The organism is Polynucleobacter sp. HIN8, from assembly GCF_030297615.1.
GTDB lineage: Bacteria > Pseudomonadota > Gammaproteobacteria > Burkholderiales > Burkholderiaceae > Polynucleobacter.
This window is the reverse complement of the sequence record NZ_AP028139.1, coordinates 774,713-792,451: the sequence shown is the minus strand read 5'-3', so window position 1 is coordinate 792,451 and position 17,739 is coordinate 774,713. Positions and strand designations below refer to the sequence as shown.

The following is a 17,739-nucleotide window of genomic DNA, read 5'->3' as shown; positions in this document are numbered from 1 at the left end:
TTACATATTGAGTGCGCGTTGATCCGTTGCTAAAGCTGCTTCGCGCATTACCTCCGATAAGCTGGGGTGAGGATGGCAAACACGAGCAATGTCTTCAGCGGCTGCTTTAAACTCCATCGCCAAAGCGGCTTCCGCAATCAGGTCTGAGGCATTAGGGCCAATAATATGCACCCCAAGAACCTCATCGGTTTTGGCATCCGCTAAGATTTTGACAAAGCCATCGGCACGATCCATTCCCAACGCACGACCGTTGGCCATGAACGGAAACTGACCCGCTTTAAATGCGCGCCCCTCTGCTTTGAGTTGTTGCTCGGTCTTACCAACCCATGCAATTTCAGGGTCGGTGTAAATCACCCACGGAATGCAGTTGTAATCAATATGCGGTTTTTGACCAGCGAGCAACTCAGCAACAAGCACCCCTTCATCCTCGGCCTTATGAGCCAGCATTGGTCCGCGCACCACATCACCAATTGCATAGACACCGGGTGCTGAGGTCGCGCAGGTATGATCATTAATCGGGATAAAGCCGCGCTCATCGGTTTTAATCTGAATCGCTTCCAGATTGAGTCCTTCGGTATTGGGTACACGGCCTACCGAGACGATGAGACGATCGCATTCTAGTTTTTGGGGTTTACCTGTGCTGTCCTGATACGAGACCACGACACCCTTCTTGTCAGCTTTCACGCCATCGATCTTGACACCCATATGAATATCAAGACCCTGCTTGGTAAAAATCTTTTTGGCTTCTTTTGCGATTCCTTCATCACATGCACCCAAAAAGCTTGGCAAGGCCTCGAGGACCGTAACTTGTGAACCAACACGGCGCCAAACTGAGCCAAGCTCAAGGCCAATGACACCTGCACCGATCACACCTAGGCGCTTAGGCAGCGAATCAAATTTAAGCGCGCCCTCGTTATCGCAAACTAGGACGTTATCTACTGGGATGTTAGGGAGATGTCTTGCCTTTGAGCCAGTCGCAATAATGACGTTCTTAGCCGTGATAGTTCCGGCATCTTTACCGGTAATTTTGATTTGATACCCCTGCGCATTTTTTCCAGCAAACGAGGCATGGCCTTTAATGCTGGTCACTTTATTTTTGCGAAACAGGAAACTAATACCACCGGTCATTTTGTTGACGATCTCATCCTTACGCGCCAGCATCTTTTGAATGTCAATCTTCACGGAGCCCACCTGAATACCATGGTCAGCGACGTGATGACCGATCTTCTCAAACTCCTCGGAAGACGCCAACAAGGCTTTGGAAGGAATGCAACCCACGTTCAAACACGTACCACCCAAGCGTGGCTCGCCTTTGGGATCCGCATACGGATTGGACTCTGCACAGGCTACCTTAAATCCCAATTGCGCTGCCCGAATTGCTGCAATGTAACCGCCGGGGCCAGCTCCAATCACTAGCACATCAAATACTTGGCTCATGGTTTACTCCTTACAGATCAAGTAGTAAACGAGCAGGATCTTCTAATAGCTCCTTCATTGCCACTAGCCCAAGGACTGCTTCGCGACCATCGATAATCCGGTGGTCATACGACAGGGCTAAATAGTTGATCGGACGAATAACAATTTGTCCATCTTCAACGACAGCCCGCTCCTTGGTTGCGTGGATCCCCAAAATAGCGGATTGGGGTGGATTGATAATGGGGGTCGAGAGCATCGATCCAAAGACTCCACCGTTGGAGATCGAAAACGTCCCGCCAGTTAACTCTTCGATACTTAATTTACCCTCACGGGCTTTATTACCGTAATCCGCAATTTGCTTTTCAATCTCAGCCAAGGTCATTTGATCGACATTGCGCAAGATAGGCACTACCAAACCGCGTGGCGAACTCACTGCAATACCAATATCAAAGTAACCGTGATAAACAATGTCATTACCATCGACCGATGCGTTCAAAATTGGATATCGCTTTAATGCATAGGTCGCTGCTTTTACAAAGAAGGACATAAAACCTAATTTCACGCCATGGGTTTTTTCAAAGACATCTTTATAGCGTGAGCGCATCGCAATCACGGGAGCCATATTGACCTCATTGAAGGTGGTCAAGATCGCATTATTGGCTTGCGATTCCAAGAGGCGCTCTGCAATACGAGCACGCAGGCGAGTCATCGGCACCCGCTCCTCGGTACGATCCCCGAGCGGCATATTTGACATGGGAAGTGATGCAGCGCTCGCGACGGGCTTCGCACCACCTGCAATCGCATTTTGCACATCACCCTTGGTCACACGACCGTCCCGACCAGTCCCAGCAACTTGATTGGCCGTCAGATTGTTCTCGGCCATGAGTTTAGCTGCAGAGGGAGCGGCAATAGAGCCTTTGTTTGAAGAAGAGGCTGGCGCTGAGGCTTTGGCTGGTGCGGGAGCTGCAGCAGCGGCGGCTGCAGTTGCTTTGCCTTCACTATCAATCTTTGCGATCACTTGATCAGCTACTACGGTTCCACCATCGGCAACCAAAATTTCAGCCATCACGCCTGCCGATGGGGCCGGTACTTCGAGCACTACCTTATCGGTTTCGATCTCGATCAAGATCTCGTCTTGGGCGACGGCTTCGCCCGGTTTTTTCTTCCACTGTAAGAGCGTTGCTTCGGCAACCGATTCAGAAAGTTGTGGAACCTTTACGTCAAATAAAGCCATGATATGTCCTATGAATGAGTTAGATTAAATCGCTGTTCTGTTCGTGCCACCTATTTGGTGACCACAAATCCTTTGAGCTTGGCAAACGCCGCGGTGAGTAATGCCTTTTGCTGACTCTGATGCAAATGGGCATACCCAACAGCCGGCGAGGCCGATGCGGGTCGACCGGCATAACCAAGACGCATGCCCTCGCCCATGTTCTCCAACAAATTGTGTTGCACGAAGAACCAGGCACCCTGATTTTGTGGTTCATCCTGACACCACACCAACTCAGTGAGGTTGGGATAGGACTTAATGATGCTGGCGACCGCCTTATGGGGGAACGGATACAGCTGCTCAATACGCACAATCGCTGCGGTATCGATCTTCTTATCTGCGCGCTGCTTGACTAAATCGTAGTAGACCTTACCCGAGCACACAATTAAGCGCTCTACCTTTTGGGGATCAAGCGAGTCATCTTGCTCCGGAATCACCGTCTGAAACTCACCTTTGGTGAACTCAATCAATGGTGACCCCGCATCTTTGTGACGCAGTAAGGATTTGGGGGTCATGATGATGAGCGGCTTTCTAAATTGCCGAATCATCTGCCGCCTTAAGAGATGGAAGATCTGCGACGCGGTCGTGGGTTGAACCACTTGCATATTGGTATCGGCGCACAACTGCATAAAGCGCTCGAGGCGGGCCGAGGAATGTTCTGGACCCTGACCTTCATAACCATGGGGCAGCATCATCACCAAACCGTTGACACGACCCCATTTCACTTCACCAGAGGCGATGAACTGATCGATGACCACTTGAGCGCCATTAACGAAGTCACCAAACTGGGCTTCCCAAATCGTGAGTGTATTGGGCTCAGCAGCTGCATAACCATATTCAAATCCAAGAACAGCCTCTTCGGAAAGAATCGAGTCGATCACCGTAAAGGGTGCTTGATCTTTGCTAATGTTTTGCAAAGGAATATAGCTGGAATCTGAATTGCCACGCTCTTGATCATGCAATACCGAGTGGCGGTGGCTAAAGGTACCTCGGCCACTATCTTCACCCGATAAACGAATGGGGTAACCACTGGCAAGCAAGGATGCGAAGGCCATCGCCTCCCCCATCCCCCAATCAACATTGATCTCACCACGGCCCATCGCGGCACGATCGGTGTACACCTTTTGTACCAATGGGTGCACTTTGAAACTCTCAGGAATGGTCGTGAGTCGATCTGCTAATCGCTTCCACTCTGTCAATGGTATGGCGGTATCAGCTTGATCGGTCCACTTCTTATTTAAAAATGGTGACCAATCGACTGCAAATTTACCTTTGAAGTTACTTAATACCGGGTCAAGGGTTTGCTTACCCTCTTCCATCGCAGCACGAAAGGCTTTGACCATCTCATCGCCTGAACCTGCACCTAACACACCCTGCGCCTCTAAACGATCGGCGTATAACTTTCGTGTACCGGGATGCTTAGCAATAATGCTGTACATGTACGGTTGAGTCATTGCAGGGGTATCTTGCTCGTTGTGACCAAGCTTACGAAAGCAAATGATATCAACCGCTACATCCTTACGAAATTGCGTTCTGTATTCCAAAGCGAGTTGCGTTGCTAGGACTACCGCCTCAGGATCATCACCATTGACATGCAGTACCGGCGCATCAATTGTTTTCATAATATCGGTGCAATACAAACTCGACCGAAGATCTCGAGGATCTGAGGTGGTAAAACCAATCTGGTTATTAATGACGATATGAACGGTGCCGCCTGTGGAGTACCCACGAACCTCTGACAGCGCTAAGGTCTCTTGCATCACACCTTGACCCGCGATCGCCGCATCACCATGCACTAAGACGGGCAATACTTGACTGCCCGAAAGATCATTGCGCCGCTCCATGCGCGCACGAGCGGAACCCTCGACCACGGGATTCACAATTTCGAGGTGGGATGGATTAAAGGCCAGCGATAAATGCACTGGGCCTCCAGGCGTTGAAATGTCGCTCGAGAATCCCTGGTGATACTTCACGTCACCCGCAGGTAAATCTTCAGGGGCGGTGTGATCAAATTCAGCAAAGAGATCTTTCGGTGATTTACCCAAGACATTGACTAGGACATTTAAGCGACCGCGGTGGGCCATACCAATCACAATCTCTTGCACACCCCGTTTGCCAGCCCCTTGAATGAGTTCATCCATGCAGGGAATGAAACTATCACCGCCCTCGAGTGAGAAACGCTTTTGACCGACATACTTTGCTTGAAGATACCGCTCAAGTCCTTCGGCCGCCGTTAAGCGATCTAATATTTGTTTACGCTGTTCATTCGCGAATTTAGGCGTCGAGCGAATCGATTCGAGTTTTTCTTGCCACCATTTTTTTATTTTCTGATCGGCAATGTTCATAAACTCAGCAGCCAAGGTGCCGCAATAGGTCTCGCGCAGTGCTTGCAGCAAATCCCGTAAGGTCATTTGGTTTTTACCAAAGAAGGTATTGCTGGTATTGAAGACGATGTCCATATCGCTATCAGAAAATCCATAGAACGATGGATTGAGCTCTGGGATATCGGGGCGTTCAGTGCGCTTTAGGGGGTCTAGGTTCGCCCAACGGTTACCCACGTTGCGATACGCCGCAATCAGCTGCTGAACCGCGACTCGCTTGCGACCCATCTCAGAGTCGGCTGAATCCTGAATCGTTTTGATGGGACCCTGCTTAGCACGTTCAGCAAACGAAGCCACAATGGGCGCATGCGCAATATCTCGACCATTGGAGCCATCTACGGCCGGAACCTGAACGACGTTATCAAAGTAATCGCGCCAATGCTGCGCTACGGATGTGGGATCTAATAAATACGATTCGTAGAGTTCTTCTACGTAGGGGGCATTACCCCCAAAGAGGTATGAAGAACCTCTATAGGACTGCATCATGATGCTCACCTTTCATCGGGCAACCCGAAAAAAACTGTGGTTTTAACCATCTGCGACACGGCTTAACCGATTAGCAGAACGCAAAGCAAATGCCTTATGTATTACAAGGATAGCATGGCTTAGGAGAAAAAAATACCTCAATATCAATGGATTAGTAAAAGTCCTAGGGCATACCTGACTGGATGGTTAACTGATCCCTACCCAGTTATAGGAAATTTCCTACCCACATTTCATCCCTGCCTGACAGATCTCTATCGATTTGATTTTTATGCTCTTTCTATCCCAATTTACAAAAGGAGAAAGCATGAAACCCATTAATCTGAATCAGCCCTACCTAAGTACTCGACAAAGTGCCAAGGTTCTTCAGGTCTCGCTAGGTACCGTTCAAAAAATGGTGGAACTTGGTGAGCTAACCGCCTGGAAAACTCGGGGTGGGCATCGCCGCATCCTGACAAGCTCCCTAAATCAACAGCTACGCCGTCGTAAAGTGGGAATGCAGCAGCGCGCCAAACAGGCTCAACATATCGCTTTAGGGGTTTTTAAGCGGCAAGAAAACCTCGATGAAATGCAAAAGGCGATTCAAGAGTGGGCCATCCCCTTTGAACTAATCCATTCTCTCGATAGCCTTGAAGGGCTCATGCAGGCGGTATCCCATTACCCCGATGTGATTTATTTAGACTCGTTAATCCCCCCAATCGAACAATTGCATTTGATTCATTACTTAAGTAAGAATATTCAAACCCGTCGAATCCCACTATTGGTAGATGAAGCCTTTGTGCAACTTCACCCCGGAGTGTTGGAAATGGCTAAAGAGAATGGCGTTCATTTAAAACCACAGACCAGCGACGCCGCAGCACTCTCCGAAGAGCTCAATGCTTTACCGGAAAAGACCAATGTAATGACCTATAGTGCATGTGCCGATAAACACCCCTACAAACAATTAGAGAAATTGTTTACCGAAGCGATTAATACGGTATTTGAGTAAAGAAAAAGCCAGTTCAGTGAACTGGCTTTTTTAGTCCTTGTAACTAATATTATTTAATCGCAAATTTACTGCGATCTTTTCCGGCAATCCATTTTGGGGCTTTACCGCGACCAGTCCACGTTTCTCCAGTTGCAGGGTTTTTATATTTTGGTGCAACCTTACCGCGCTTCTTAGCAACCCGTTTCTTCGTAGCTGCCTTTTTAGCAGGGCGACCACGCTTACCAGCGCCGCCAGCCTTACGACCAAACAAATCACTCGCGGTGAGGCCAAATTCATCAATGATCTTTTTAGCCTTTGCAATTCCTTCAGACTTTTCACGTTGCATCAACGTCTGGATCTGACTGTCCAATTTCTCACGTTGCGCAAGTAGCTCTTTGTACGATGACATATTAATTAATTTCCCTAAATGTTTAAATAATAATGAGGGTGTAATAAATCAAAAATTGGGAAGGAATAAATGTTTATTTATTTTTCTTAATTGATGACTAAATTATTACGAATTAATATTATATCCGAATAAATTATTAATTAAGATTTATTATTTGCTCTAGAGTGAATAATCAATTGCATGGCATTTAATAATTATTTATTTTATATTAATCAATGAGTTATGATTAATAATTACTAAAATATATAATAATTAACTGAGTAACTAAATTAACTAATTTAATTAGCTTGATTTTTTGCCCGACGCAGCATAAAGCTACCAGTAGACTTTGCGGTCAGCTGCCCTGCCTCATTAAAAATACTGCCCTCGCAATAATTAACGGTATTACCGGCTTTTAAGACCTTGCCTTCGGCAATCAGTAAGCCTTTGGATGGTCTTAGAAAACTCGTGGTCATATCAATCGTAATGACCCCAAGAATATGTTCGTGTGAACTCCGTGCCGCCGCAGCCATTGCAAAGTCTAAAATAGTCATGACCACACCACCATGCGCCACATGAAAACTATTAAGCAGCTCAGGGCGAAGATTTAAACGAATGCGCGAGTGGCCATCCTTGGCAAACTCGGGCTCAATACCCAAAACATCAAGAAATGGGATGGTTAACCCAAAATAATCTCGACTCATTATTTAGCGAATAAGCGATCGGGGTGTGCCATCGCCTTAAACTCGATGGCATTCCCTGAGGGGTCTAAGAAAAACATGGTGGCCTGTTCACCGACCTCACCCTTAAACCGAATGTACGGCTCAATGACAAATTGGATACCTGCCTTCTTTAATTTATCAGCCATCGCTTCCCATTCGAGCATCGATAACACAATGCCGAAATGGCGAACGGGTACTTTTTTGCCATCAACATCGGAGTGGACATCATTTTTTGCTTCGCCATCGGCTAAGTGCGCCACAATTTGATGGCCAAATAAATTGAAATCAATCCACTCATCGGAGCTTCGTCCTTCAGGGCAACCGAGTAAGCCGCCATAGAATGCGCGAGCATCTTGCAAGTTATCAACTGGAAAGGCTAAGTGGAATGGATGCATGGCTTCTTCCTTGAGTGCAGATGGTCGGGGCGAGAGGATTTGAACCTCCGACCACTTGCACCCCATGCAAGTACGCTACCAGGCTGCGCTACGCCCCGACGAAATAATTATTGTATCTCAGCGGCTTAAGACCTGAAGGACCTCTTGAAGCTCCTCGCGTAAGCGCAATGTCGATTTACTCTCGTCTAAGCGGTTTTTTGCACCGCTAATGGTGAATCCCTCTTCGTACAACAGCGTACGAATTTGACGAATCAGAACCACCTCATGATGCTGGTAATAACGGCGATTTCCGCGGCGCTTTTGCGGACGTAATTGAACGAATTCTTGCTCCCAGTAGCGCAACACATGAGGCTTTACCCCGCACAACTCCCCCACTTCGCCAATCGTGAAATATCGCTTACTCGGGATTGGGGGAAGATGCGAAACCGTGTTCGCTTTGGAATCAGGTTCTGTTTTGGTTCTGAGCATGGGACTCGACCGCGTCCTTTAGCTTCTGACTGGCATGAAATGTGACCACCCGTCGCGCAGCAATCGGAATCATCTCGCCCGTTTTTGGATTGCGTCCAGGCCGTGCGGTTTTATTGCGTAACTGAAAATTACCAAACCCTGAAATCTTGACCTCGACACCGGATTCCAAAGTCTCGCCAATCCGATTAAAAAAAGCATCAATCATGTCTTTGGCTTCGCGCTTATTAAGACCCACTTGATCAAATAAGGCTTCTGAGAGTTCATTTTTGGTCACAGTTTGATTATTTGCAGTCATGACAACACTCTTTTCTGATTCTAATTAATTGATTTATTGACTAATATATCAAAATCCAAATTGTACTAACGCAATCGCGCTTTGCACTGCTTCTTTAAGGCATCCAGTAACGCGGTCATACAAACTTCCACGTCTTTGTCTTGCAATGTATCGTGATCATTGCCCAAGGTGACCCGAAACGCAAGGCTTTTCTCATGAAGTGCCATCGAACTACTCTCTTTTTGAGGACGAAACTCATCAAAGAGCTCAATCTTGCGAACGAAAGGTTGACGCTGCGCCATCATCACATCCAGTAAGGTCTGAGCCGCGACCGATTGTTCCACGACCACTGCAAGATCGCGTTGCACCGCAGGAAACTTACTAATCTCGGTTGGCGCTGGTAAGCCCACATCACAAATCGCATCCCAATTGAGGAAAAACAATACCGGGGCCGAACTCAGCTCAAAGACTTGCTGTAGAGCTGGATGCAACTCACCAATCCAGCCAATCGCTTGATCGCACAAATCAATGCGGGCGCTACGTCCAGGGTGTAAGGCGGGATGTGCCTGCTCTGCCGCTTTGGTCTGGAGCTGCAAAGGAGTTAGCACGCGCTGCAAATCACCTTTGACATCAAAGAAATCCACTAAGCGATTGGGTGTTCCCCATTGTTCGGGGTTTGCATAACCATAGGCTAAGCCACCTACTTGTTTAGTTTGAACAAAGCCAGCCACGATACCAGGGGCCTCCATCTGACTGGAATCTCTGGCAAATACCCGACCGATTTCAAAAATACGAACCCGAGCAGCACCACGGTTTAGATTACTGCGTAAATTCTGTAAGAGACCACCCCATAAATTACTACGCATCACGCCATATTGACTTGCAATCGGATTCAATACGGCAATGGGATTACTCTGCCCCATCTGCATCTCGGACTGGGAATCAATAAATCCAAAGTTCAAGACCTCTTGATACCCCTCATGCGCCAAGCGATGGCGCAGCGTGTGCACGGGTCGTTGACGCTCCAGTGGCGCGCTCATCTTCAACTCCGCTTTGGGTGGGTGATCCGGAATGTTTTCAAATCCATATAAACGGGCTACTTCTTCGATGAGATCCTCTTCAATATCCAGATCAAAGCGATAACTTGGGGCCTTTACAGTAAACACACTAGCCTCGCCTTGCCCTGAAACAGAAAACTCCAGACCTAAGCGTTTGAAGACATCACTGACTTGCTCGATGTTCAATGGAATGCCAATCACACGTTGAGCGCGCTCTAGGCGCATCGATACGGCTTTACGTTCTGGCAAATGCGTGATTTGATCATCGATGGGACCCAATTGACCACCACAGATCTCCACAATGAGTTGACTGAGGTAGTCCAATGCAGAAATGGTTAATTGCGGATCAACCCCACGCTCAAAACGATGGCCTGCATCGGTTGTAAAGTGATACCGTCTAGCGCGACCTGCAATCGCCGCTGGCCACCAAAAGGCTGTCTCAACATAGACGTTCTGGGTTTTATCACTTACCGCAGTACGATCACCGCCCATAATCCCTGCAAGACTAATGGGGCCTATCTGATCCGCAACCACACCAACAGGCATTCCTTCCAAATGAGCTTCTACCGTTTGCTCATTGAGTAACTTCAAAGACTCGCCAGATTTACCCCAGCGCACTTCAATCGGAGCCTTTAGTTGATCGAGATCGAAGATATGATTGGGCTGGCCCATCTCAAGCATTACATAGTTCGAGATATCCACCAATGGCGAGATACTGCGCTGACCAGCGCTTGCTAAGCGATCTTTTATCCAGGTTGGTGTCGCTACATGAGTATTCACCCCTCGAATCACGCGTCCAGCAAAGCGACCACATAGATCTGCATCCATGATGTTGACCGACACGCGATCATTGATCGTTGATGCAAGCGGCTCTCGCTTTGGAACACAAAGAGCAGCTCCAGTAATCGCAGCGACTTCCCTCGCAATACCGATGAGCGATAAGCAATCGGCTTTATTGGGTGTGAGTTTGATGGTAAAGAGTTGATCGTCTAAATGCAGGTACTCGCGCAGGTCCTCACCCACTGGGGCATCTTTGGGTAACTCCAGAATTCCGGCATGGTCTTCGCCCAGACCCAACTCGCGCCCAGAACATAACATCCCATTACTTTCAATACCGCGTAACTTGCCAACCTTGATCTGAAATGGTTTTCCACCGACTTCGCTAGGAGGCAACTCAGCCCCAACCAAGGCGCACGGAATTTTGATACCAGCGCGTGCATTTGGAGCACCACACACAATTTGCAAATCAGAATGATTAGGTCCTGCATTGACACGGCAGACTCGCAAGCGATCCGCATCAGGATGCTGCTCTGCTGAAATAATTTCGGCTACAACAACCTTAGTAAATGGTGGGGCCAGTGAGCGCCGCTCTTCGACCTCAAGACCTGCCATGGTCAAGGCATGCGACAGTGCCTCGCTATCAATGGGCGGATTAACGAACTGACGTAACCAGGATTCAGAAAATTGCATGATGCGGACTAAGCCGGAAATTGCGTAAGGAAGCGCAAATCGTTATCAAAAAAGAGGCGTAGATCGTCAATGCCATAACGCAGCATGGTCAGACGCTCGAGCCCCGATCCGAAGGCAAACCCCATATACCGCTCGGGATCGATGCCCATATTCCGCAACACATTGGGGTGGACTTGGCCCGCCCCAGAGATTTCTAACCATCGACCCGCTAATTTACCGCTAGCAAAGGCCATATCAATTTCAGCCGACGGCTCAGTAAATGGAAAATACGATGGCCGAAAACGGACTTGCAAGGCGTCGGTCTCAAAAAAGGTGCGCAAGAAATCGGTGTAGACACCTTTTAGATCAGCAAAGGAGACATCCCTAGCAATCCATAGGCCCTCCACTTGATGGAACATGGGCGAATGCGTTGCATCGCTATCCACACGGTAGGTCCGGCCCGGTGCAATCACTTTGATCGGTGGCATATTATCCTGACCATAGCGCTTAACGTGCTCGCTGGCATAACGCACCTGGATCGGACTCGTGTGCGTTCTAAGTAACAGTGGCTTGCCTTGCGCATCGTTCCCATCAACATAGAAGGTGTCTTGCATCGAGCGTGCAGGGTGATTCTCGGGGCTATTGAGGGCCGTGAAATTAAACCAATCGGTTTCAATCTCTGGGCCATCGGCAACATCAAAGCCAATCGAGTGAAAAATGGTTTCAACCCGTTCCCAGGTGCGCATCACTGGATGCAAACTACCTAAGGCCTGACCACGACCTGGCAATGACACATCGATTGCTTCAGCCGCAAGTCGGGCTTGTAATACTTGATCCGCGAGCGCTTGACGGCGTGCATTTAAGGCATCCTCAACAGCTGTCTTGGCTCGGTTGATCTCCGCACCTGCGCTTTTACGCTCTTCAGGCGACATCCCACCAAGCGCCTTTAAGCGCTCAGTTAAGAGTCCTGATTTACCGAGATACCGAGCTTTTGCATCCTCCAAAGCAGCGGGGTCGCTGGCTTTGGAGAAATCGCGTTTGGCATCCTCGACAAGTTGGTCGAGAGAAACCATGGTTGCAGGAACTTAAGCGTGTGCTACAGCAGATTTGACGCGTGTGACCAAAGCAGCAAATGCGTCTTTGTCAAACACGGCCATATCCGAGAGAACTTTACGATCGAGTTCAATCGACGCTTTCTTCATGCCGTTCATGAACACGCTATAGGTCATATCGTGTTCACGCACAGCAGCGTTGATCCTGGCAATCCACAAAGCACGAAAGACGCGCTTCTTGTTACGACGATCGCGATAGGCATATTGCCCAGCGCGCATGACCGCTTCTTTAGCGATCCGGAATACGTTTTTACGACGTCCACGATAACCAGTTGCGGCATCGGTGACTTTCTTATGACGGGCTCTCGCTGTAACCCCACGTTTTACTCTTGGCATTGTGCTCTCCTAAGATTTATGCGTAAGGCATCATGGCGCGAATCGACTTCACATCGGATTTCGCGACCGGAGCGGAACCCCGCAATTGACGCTTGTTCTTGGTGGTTTTCTTGGTAAGGATGTGACGCTTGAACGCCTGTCCTCGCTTAATCGATCCACTCGCGCGGACCTTGAAGCGCTTGGCTGCGCCACTTTTGGTCTTCATTTTGGGCATGACTGCTCCCTTTTCATTCTCTGTGCGACTACGGTGGCAACCGACGGCTGCTCTTCCTGTACCGATCATTCGCTACTTGGTACTGCTTACTACTACTGCATCTACTACAAACTCTTACTTCTTCTTGGCGGGTGCTAAGACCATCACCATTTGTCGGCCTTCCATCTTCGGAAATTGCTCGACTTGACCGTAAGGCTCTAAATCCACCTTCAGTCGATCCAACATCTTTGCACCGATTTCTTGATGGGCCATTTCGCGACCCCGAAACCGAAGCGTAATTTTTGTTTTATCGCCATCTTCTAAAAAGCGGATCAGATTACGCAGCTTCACACCATAATCACCATCATCGGTACCAGGCCGGAATTTCACTTCCTTCACCTGAATCACCTTTTGCTTCAGCTTGGCTTCGTGCTGACGCTTGGCTTCTTGGTATTTGAACTTACCGAAATCCATCACTCGGACCACGGGTGGATCAGCATTCGGAGCAATCTCGACTAAGTCGGTATCTTCTTCCTCTGCCAATCGTAAGGCTTCGTTCAACTTAACTACACCGACTACGTTGCCGTCGGATCCGATCAAACGCACTACAGGAGCAGTAATTTCCTGATTGATGCGTTGCAATTTTTCAGTAGCGATCTTCTAATTCCTCTCTCAAAAACAATCAAAAGCCATCACACCCCCTAGCTAAGCTCGGGTCCGACTTTCTGGGCAATATCCTGCTGGAGTCGGGTGACGAAGGCATCTACGGGCATTACCCCTAGATCAATTCCGCCACGGGCACGAACGGCCACCGTATTACTTTCACGCTCTTTATCGCCAACAACAAGCAAATAAGGCAGTTTTTGTAATGCGTGTTCGCGTATTTTATACGTAATTTTCTCATTTCGCAAATCCGATTCCACTCTAAACCCTTGTTTTTTCAGCATTTGCTGGATTTTTTGGGCATATTCGGCCGAATTTTCAGAGATATTAAGGACGATTGCTTGGGTTGGGGCTAGCCAAACTGGCATTGCGCCAGCGTGGTTTTCGATCAAAATCCCAATAAAACGCTCTAGGGAACCCACAATAGCGCGATGCAGCATCACTGGAACTTTACGGCTGTTATCTTCAGCAACATACTCAGCACCGAGGCGCGCTGGCATGGAAAAGTCGACCTGCATGGTGCCGCATTGCCACGAACGTCCAATCGAATCCTTTAGGTGGTATTCAATTTTGGGTCCATAAAAAGCGCCTTCACCAGGAAGTTCTTCCCACGTTTGACCGGATGCTTTGAGTGCTCCCCGCAGTGATGCCTCGGCTTTATCCCAAATGACATCATCCCCAACCCGCTTAGCAGGACGCAGGGCTAATTTCACGGCGACTTCTGTAAAGCCAAAATCGCGATAGACCGCACGAACCGCTTGGTCAAATGCGGCGACCTCTGCCTGAATCTGATCCTCGGTACAAAAAATATGGCCATCGTCTTGAGTAAATCCGCGCACTCGCATTAACCCATGTAATGCGCCAGAGGGTTCATTGCGATGGCATTGCCCAAACTCACCAAAGCGTAGCGGCAACTCCCGATAGCTATGCAACCCTGAATTAAAGATTTGCACATGGCCTGGGCAGTTCATGGGCTTTAGTGCATAAGCACGGTTCTCCGACTCGGTCGTGAACATATTCTCTTTGTAGTTGTCCCAATGACCGGATTTTTCCCAAAGACCACGATCCAGAATTTGCGGAGCCTTGACCTCTTGATAACCCTCGTTCTGATAAACGCGGCGCATATACTGCTCCACCTCTTGCCAAATGGCCCAACCCTTGGGATGCCAAAACACAAGACCTGGGGCCTCATCCTGAAAATGAAATAAATCAAGCTGTTTACCTAGGCGCCGATGATCGCGCTTCTCGGTTTCCTCAAGCATGTGCAAGTAAGCGTCTTGATCTTCTTTCTTGGTCCAAGCGGTGCCATAAATTCGTTGCAGCATCTCATTTTTACTATCACCACGCCAGTAGGCGCCGGCAAGCTTCATGAGCTTGAATACCTTTAACTTTCCAGTGGAGGGGACGTGAGGGCCGCGGCAAAGGTCGGTAAATTTACCCTCGGTGTAGAGCGAGACCTCTTCGTTTTGGGGAATGCTTGCAATGATTTCTGCTTTGTAGAGTTCGCCTTGTTGTTTAAAAAATTCAACGGCTTGATCGCGGGGCATCACTTGACGGCTGACAGGTTCATCCTTCTTGGCAAGCTCGAGCATTTTTTTCTCAAGCGCAGCTAGGTCATCTGGCGTAAAGGGGCGATGATAGGAGAAGTCGTAATAAAAGCCGTTCTCAATCACGGGGCCAATGGTGACCTGTGCATCAGGGAATAGCTCTTTGACGGCATACGCGAGTAAATGCGCCGTGGAGTGGCGAATAATATCCAGACCTTCAGGATTTTTATCGGTAATGATGGCCAACTGCACATCATGATCAATTGTGTAACTGAGATCGACTAAACGACCATCCACAGAGCCCGCGAGTGCTGCTTTGGCTAAGCCGCTGCCAATGGATTGGGCAACTTCAGCAATGGTCACTGGCGCAGCAAACTCGCGCTTCGAACCATCGGGAAGAGTAACCGCTACCATAACCACTCCATGCATAAAAGAGAATGCGCGTTCGTCCCACACACTATGAACACAACGCGCATTCCGATCTGTTTCGTTGGTAGGCTCGATTGGACTCGAACCAACGACCCCCACCATGTCAAGGTGGTGCTCTAACCAGCTGAGCTACGAGCCTATATTCATCAAGAGTTTATCACCGCCTGCGCACTTCGGTAACGCCGCGCAATCCCTCAAGCCCAGTTTGAACTAACCGTAAGGCTTCGGCATTGGAGATTTCAACCGTTAATTGGATATGTGCCAAGCCTTTACGAACCGATTTTTTGAGATCGATCACATGCACTCCAATCTTAGAAGTAATCTCAAACAGTTCGCGCATCAGTTCAGGGCGATCCAGTGCAATGATTGACAAATCGGCTGGGAAAACACGTTCTTTGTTGCCGCCCTGCTCGGAATCTAATTTGGAACTCCATGCGGTTTGGATCACGCGCTCTGGAGCGCGTTCCAAGAGCCCTCGAAAGGTTTTGCAACTGCGACGATGAATCGACACCCCACGACCTTGTGTAACAAAACCGGCGATTGGATCGGGAGGAACGGGTCGACAGCATTTGGCTAACTGAGTTAGTAAGGAATCTACTCCCACGACCAATACGTCGCCACGCTGATTCGCAGCAGTCGCACGCGTGCGAATCTGGATCTCGTCTTTTTTATCAAGTGGCTTATCGATGCTCTTATCGAGCTTGCCATCATTTACTTTATTGGGGGCTTGACTCGCTTCATCGTCGAGTGCATTGAACCATGCGCGCACACGAGCTCGCGCCCGCTGTGAGCGCAGATAACCGCGCTCGGGATTGAGCCAATCCCTTGAGGGCCCACCTTGCTTCACAGAAATAATTTCCACGGTTTGACCATTATGCAAGGCGGTATCGAGTGGTACCATGGCCCCATCAATCCGAGCGCCACGACAGCGATGACCAAGATCAGTATGAACGGCATAGGCAAAGTCAATCGGTGACGAGCCCTTCTCCAGAGCAATCACTTTTCCCAAAGGAGTGAGAACATAAATATGATCATCAATCTCATGATGCTTGAGTTGCTCCCAAGCATCCTCTTTCCACGAGATCAATTGTCGCGCCCATGCGATCTGGCGCTCATAAGCTACCGCAGCACTGTGCGTTCCGAGATCTTTTGCTTGCGCTGCATACGCGCCCTCCTTGTAGCGCCAGTGAGCGGCTAAGCCGTACTCAGCCTGACGATGCATTTCTTGCGTACGAATCTGAATCTCAAACGCAATCCCCTCTTCATCAATCACAACGGTGTGTAAGGATTGATAGCCGTTTGGCTTGGGTCTTGCAATGTAGTCATCAAATTCTTTAGGAACAGGCTGCCAGATGTTGTGAACTAAGCCTAGAGTCGCATAGCACGCTTTAACGTCATCAACGAGTACCCGAAATGCGCGCACATCATAGAGATTGGCAAACTCTAAGGATTTGCCCTGCATTTTTTTCCAGATGCTGTAAATGTGTTTGGGTCGACCTTGCACATCGGCCTTGATATTGGTCATCGATAGTTCGTGATTGAGTCGCCCGATCACATCAGCAATGAACCGCTCACGCTCCGTGCGTTTGGCATCCAATAGTCCAGCAATTTCTTTATAGGTGTCTGCTGCTAATACCCGAAATGCAAGATCCTCCATCTCCCATTTCATTTGCCATATACCCAGGCGATTGGCTAAGCTCGCATCAATATCTAAAATCTCCTGAGCCCAAGACGGCTTTACTTTGATGCGATGCTTAGCAATCCAGCGTAAGGTTTGTAAGCGCGAGGCTAAATAAATGAGTACCACACGAAGATCGTTCCCAAATGCCAACAGCATTTTGCGCAAGATCTCCTCTTGACCTGCTACCCGCGACTGTCCGTCATGCTTAATCAGTTTTGCTTGGGCCTGACGTAGACCTCGGTACCCAATCAATAAAGTAGCGGCATCCGGTCCAAGTTGTTTTGTTAAGGGTTCTTTTCCAAGGCTGCTATGTAAATGACGGGCGGCTGTGACGCTTGCCTCATCCAAACGTAGTGCTTGCAAAATCTCGGATACCGAGTGGGAATGCGCCTCCTCGGGCTCGCCAAACCAGGCATCGCCCTCAAACCCTTCGATGGGATTTGTCGATAACGGCAGTGTTGACTCGTTAAGACTCACAGCGATGAATGATGAATTGCTGATAAAACA

General features: G+C 48.7%; 16 protein-coding genes and 2 tRNA genes. 1 reads left to right on the top strand and 17 read right to left on the bottom strand.

What is annotated here, in order from left to right; translation table 11 throughout:
* The 3 genes from lpdA to QUE65_RS04190 are packed head-to-tail and all read right to left on the bottom strand — an operon-like array spanning nucleotide 1 to nucleotide 5,553.
* The gene (lpdA, locus tag QUE65_RS04200) at nucleotides 1–1,437 is read right to left on the bottom strand and encodes a dihydrolipoyl dehydrogenase (protein WP_286282106.1); all 1,437 of its coding nucleotides are present in this window, start codon (nucleotides 1,435–1,437) and stop codon (nucleotides 1–3) included.
* 10 nt (nucleotides 1,438–1,447) lie between these two features.
* Entirely contained in the window at nucleotides 1,448–2,650 is a 1,203-nt protein-coding gene (gene odhB / locus QUE65_RS04195) for a 2-oxoglutarate dehydrogenase complex dihydrolipoyllysine-residue succinyltransferase (RefSeq protein ID WP_286282105.1), read from the bottom strand.
* 50 nt (nucleotides 2,651–2,700) lie between these two features.
* Complete coding sequence (locus tag QUE65_RS04190) at nucleotides 2,701–5,553, bottom strand: 2-oxoglutarate dehydrogenase E1 component (protein ID WP_286282104.1); 2,853 nt, start codon at nucleotides 5,551–5,553, stop codon at nucleotides 2,701–2,703.
* 304 nt (nucleotides 5,554–5,857) lie between these two features.
* On the opposite strand from QUE65_RS04190, the gene QUE65_RS04185 reads away from it, so the two are divergent.
* Complete coding sequence (locus QUE65_RS04185; RefSeq protein ID WP_286282103.1) at nucleotides 5,858–6,538, top strand: helix-turn-helix domain-containing protein; 681 nt, start codon at nucleotides 5,858–5,860, stop codon at nucleotides 6,536–6,538.
* A 49-nt stretch (nucleotides 6,539–6,587) separates the two neighbouring features.
* On the opposite strand, the gene QUE65_RS04180 is transcribed toward QUE65_RS04185, so the two are convergent.
* From QUE65_RS04180 to QUE65_RS04115, 14 genes are all read right to left on the bottom strand, one after another.
* The gene (locus QUE65_RS04180; protein ID WP_215372174.1) at nucleotides 6,588–6,926 is read right to left on the bottom strand and encodes an H-NS histone family protein; all 339 of its coding nucleotides are present in this window, start codon (nucleotides 6,924–6,926) and stop codon (nucleotides 6,588–6,590) included.
* Nucleotides 6,927–7,204: 278 nt separating this feature from the next.
* Complete coding sequence (locus tag QUE65_RS04175) at nucleotides 7,205–7,609, bottom strand: PaaI family thioesterase (protein WP_286282100.1); 405 nt, start codon at nucleotides 7,607–7,609, stop codon at nucleotides 7,205–7,207.
* Entirely contained in the window at nucleotides 7,609–8,022 is a 414-nt protein-coding gene (locus tag QUE65_RS04170; RefSeq protein WP_286282099.1) for a VOC family protein, read from the bottom strand. Before QUE65_RS04170 ends, QUE65_RS04175 begins: the two co-directional genes overlap by 1 nt.
* Before the next feature lie 21 nt (nucleotides 8,023–8,043).
* A tRNA-Pro gene (locus QUE65_RS04165) sits at nucleotides 8,044–8,120 on the bottom strand.
* Between the two features lie 19 nt (nucleotides 8,121–8,139).
* Nucleotides 8,140–8,490, bottom strand: coding sequence for a MerR family transcriptional regulator (locus QUE65_RS04160; RefSeq protein ID WP_215372169.1), 351 nt, complete (start codon nucleotides 8,488–8,490; stop codon nucleotides 8,140–8,142).
* On the bottom strand, nucleotides 8,465–8,785 hold the full coding sequence (locus QUE65_RS04155) for an integration host factor subunit alpha (RefSeq protein ID WP_215372167.1): 321 nt from the start codon (nucleotides 8,783–8,785) through the stop codon (nucleotides 8,465–8,467). Before QUE65_RS04155 ends, QUE65_RS04160 begins: the two co-directional genes overlap by 26 nt.
* A gap of 65 nt (nucleotides 8,786–8,850) precedes the next feature.
* Nucleotides 8,851–11,292, bottom strand: a complete 2,442-nt coding sequence (gene pheT, locus QUE65_RS04150) for a phenylalanine--tRNA ligase subunit beta (RefSeq protein ID WP_286282094.1) — start codon at nucleotides 11,290–11,292, stop codon at nucleotides 8,851–8,853.
* 8 nt (nucleotides 11,293–11,300) lie between these two features.
* The gene (gene pheS, locus QUE65_RS04145) at nucleotides 11,301–12,344 is read right to left on the bottom strand and encodes a phenylalanine--tRNA ligase subunit alpha (protein WP_286282093.1); all 1,044 of its coding nucleotides are present in this window, start codon (nucleotides 12,342–12,344) and stop codon (nucleotides 11,301–11,303) included.
* 12 nt (nucleotides 12,345–12,356) lie between these two features.
* The gene (gene rplT / locus QUE65_RS04140) at nucleotides 12,357–12,719 is read right to left on the bottom strand and encodes a 50S ribosomal protein L20 (protein ID WP_108508272.1); all 363 of its coding nucleotides are present in this window, start codon (nucleotides 12,717–12,719) and stop codon (nucleotides 12,357–12,359) included.
* 16 nt (nucleotides 12,720–12,735) lie between these two features.
* Entirely contained in the window at nucleotides 12,736–12,933 is a 198-nt protein-coding gene (gene rpmI, locus QUE65_RS04135) for a 50S ribosomal protein L35 (protein WP_108508271.1), read from the bottom strand.
* Nucleotides 12,934–13,047: 114 nt separating this feature from the next.
* On the bottom strand, nucleotides 13,048–13,569 hold the full coding sequence (gene infC / locus QUE65_RS04130) for a translation initiation factor IF-3 (protein WP_215372542.1): 522 nt from the start codon (nucleotides 13,567–13,569) through the stop codon (nucleotides 13,048–13,050).
* A 44-nt stretch (nucleotides 13,570–13,613) separates the two neighbouring features.
* The gene (thrS, locus tag QUE65_RS04125; protein ID WP_286282092.1) at nucleotides 13,614–15,536 is read right to left on the bottom strand and encodes a threonine--tRNA ligase; all 1,923 of its coding nucleotides are present in this window, start codon (nucleotides 15,534–15,536) and stop codon (nucleotides 13,614–13,616) included.
* 77 nt (nucleotides 15,537–15,613) lie between these two features.
* Nucleotides 15,614–15,690, bottom strand: a tRNA-Val gene (locus QUE65_RS04120).
* 18 nt (nucleotides 15,691–15,708) lie between these two features.
* Nucleotides 15,709–17,688 (bottom strand): RelA/SpoT family protein, encoded by a 1,980-nt coding sequence (locus tag QUE65_RS04115; protein ID WP_458574777.1) that lies wholly within the window; start codon nucleotides 17,686–17,688, stop codon nucleotides 15,709–15,711.
* Between the last annotated feature and the right edge of the window lie 51 nt (nucleotides 17,689–17,739).

What these genes read in the sequence shown, in the direction of transcription:
- lpdA (WP_286282106.1), bottom strand. Translation starts at nt 1,437, where the DNA reads ATGAGCCAAGTATTTGATGTGCTAGTGATTGGAGCTGGCCCCGGCGGT.
- odhB (WP_286282105.1), bottom strand. Translation starts at nt 2,650, where the DNA reads ATGGCTTTATTTGACGTAAAGGTTCCACAACTTTCTGAATCGGTTGCC.
- QUE65_RS04190 (WP_286282104.1), bottom strand. Translation starts at nt 5,553, where the DNA reads ATGATGCAGTCCTATAGAGGTTCTTCATACCTCTTTGGGGGTAATGCC.
- QUE65_RS04185 (WP_286282103.1), top strand. Translation starts at nt 5,858, where the DNA reads ATGAAACCCATTAATCTGAATCAGCCCTACCTAAGTACTCGACAAAGT.
- QUE65_RS04180 (WP_215372174.1), bottom strand. Translation starts at nt 6,926, where the DNA reads ATGTCATCGTACAAAGAGCTACTTGCGCAACGTGAGAAATTGGACAGT.
- QUE65_RS04175 (WP_286282100.1), bottom strand. Translation starts at nt 7,609, where the DNA reads ATGAGTCGAGATTATTTTGGGTTAACCATCCCATTTCTTGATGTTTTG.
- QUE65_RS04170 (WP_286282099.1), bottom strand. Translation starts at nt 8,022, where the DNA reads ATGCATCCATTCCACTTAGCCTTTCCAGTTGATAACTTGCAAGATGCT.
- QUE65_RS04160 (WP_215372169.1), bottom strand. Translation starts at nt 8,490, where the DNA reads ATGCTCAGAACCAAAACAGAACCTGATTCCAAAGCGAACACGGTTTCG.
- QUE65_RS04155 (WP_215372167.1), bottom strand. Translation starts at nt 8,785, where the DNA reads ATGACTGCAAATAATCAAACTGTGACCAAAAATGAACTCTCAGAAGCC.
- pheT (WP_286282094.1), bottom strand. Translation starts at nt 11,292, where the DNA reads ATGCAATTTTCTGAATCCTGGTTACGTCAGTTCGTTAATCCGCCCATT.
- pheS (WP_286282093.1), bottom strand. Translation starts at nt 12,344, where the DNA reads ATGGTTTCTCTCGACCAACTTGTCGAGGATGCCAAACGCGATTTCTCC.
- rplT (WP_108508272.1), bottom strand. Translation starts at nt 12,719, where the DNA reads ATGCCAAGAGTAAAACGTGGGGTTACAGCGAGAGCCCGTCATAAGAAA.
- rpmI (WP_108508271.1), bottom strand. Translation starts at nt 12,933, where the DNA reads ATGCCCAAAATGAAGACCAAAAGTGGCGCAGCCAAGCGCTTCAAGGTC.
- thrS (WP_286282092.1), bottom strand. Translation starts at nt 15,536, where the DNA reads ATGGTAGCGGTTACTCTTCCCGATGGTTCGAAGCGCGAGTTTGCTGCG.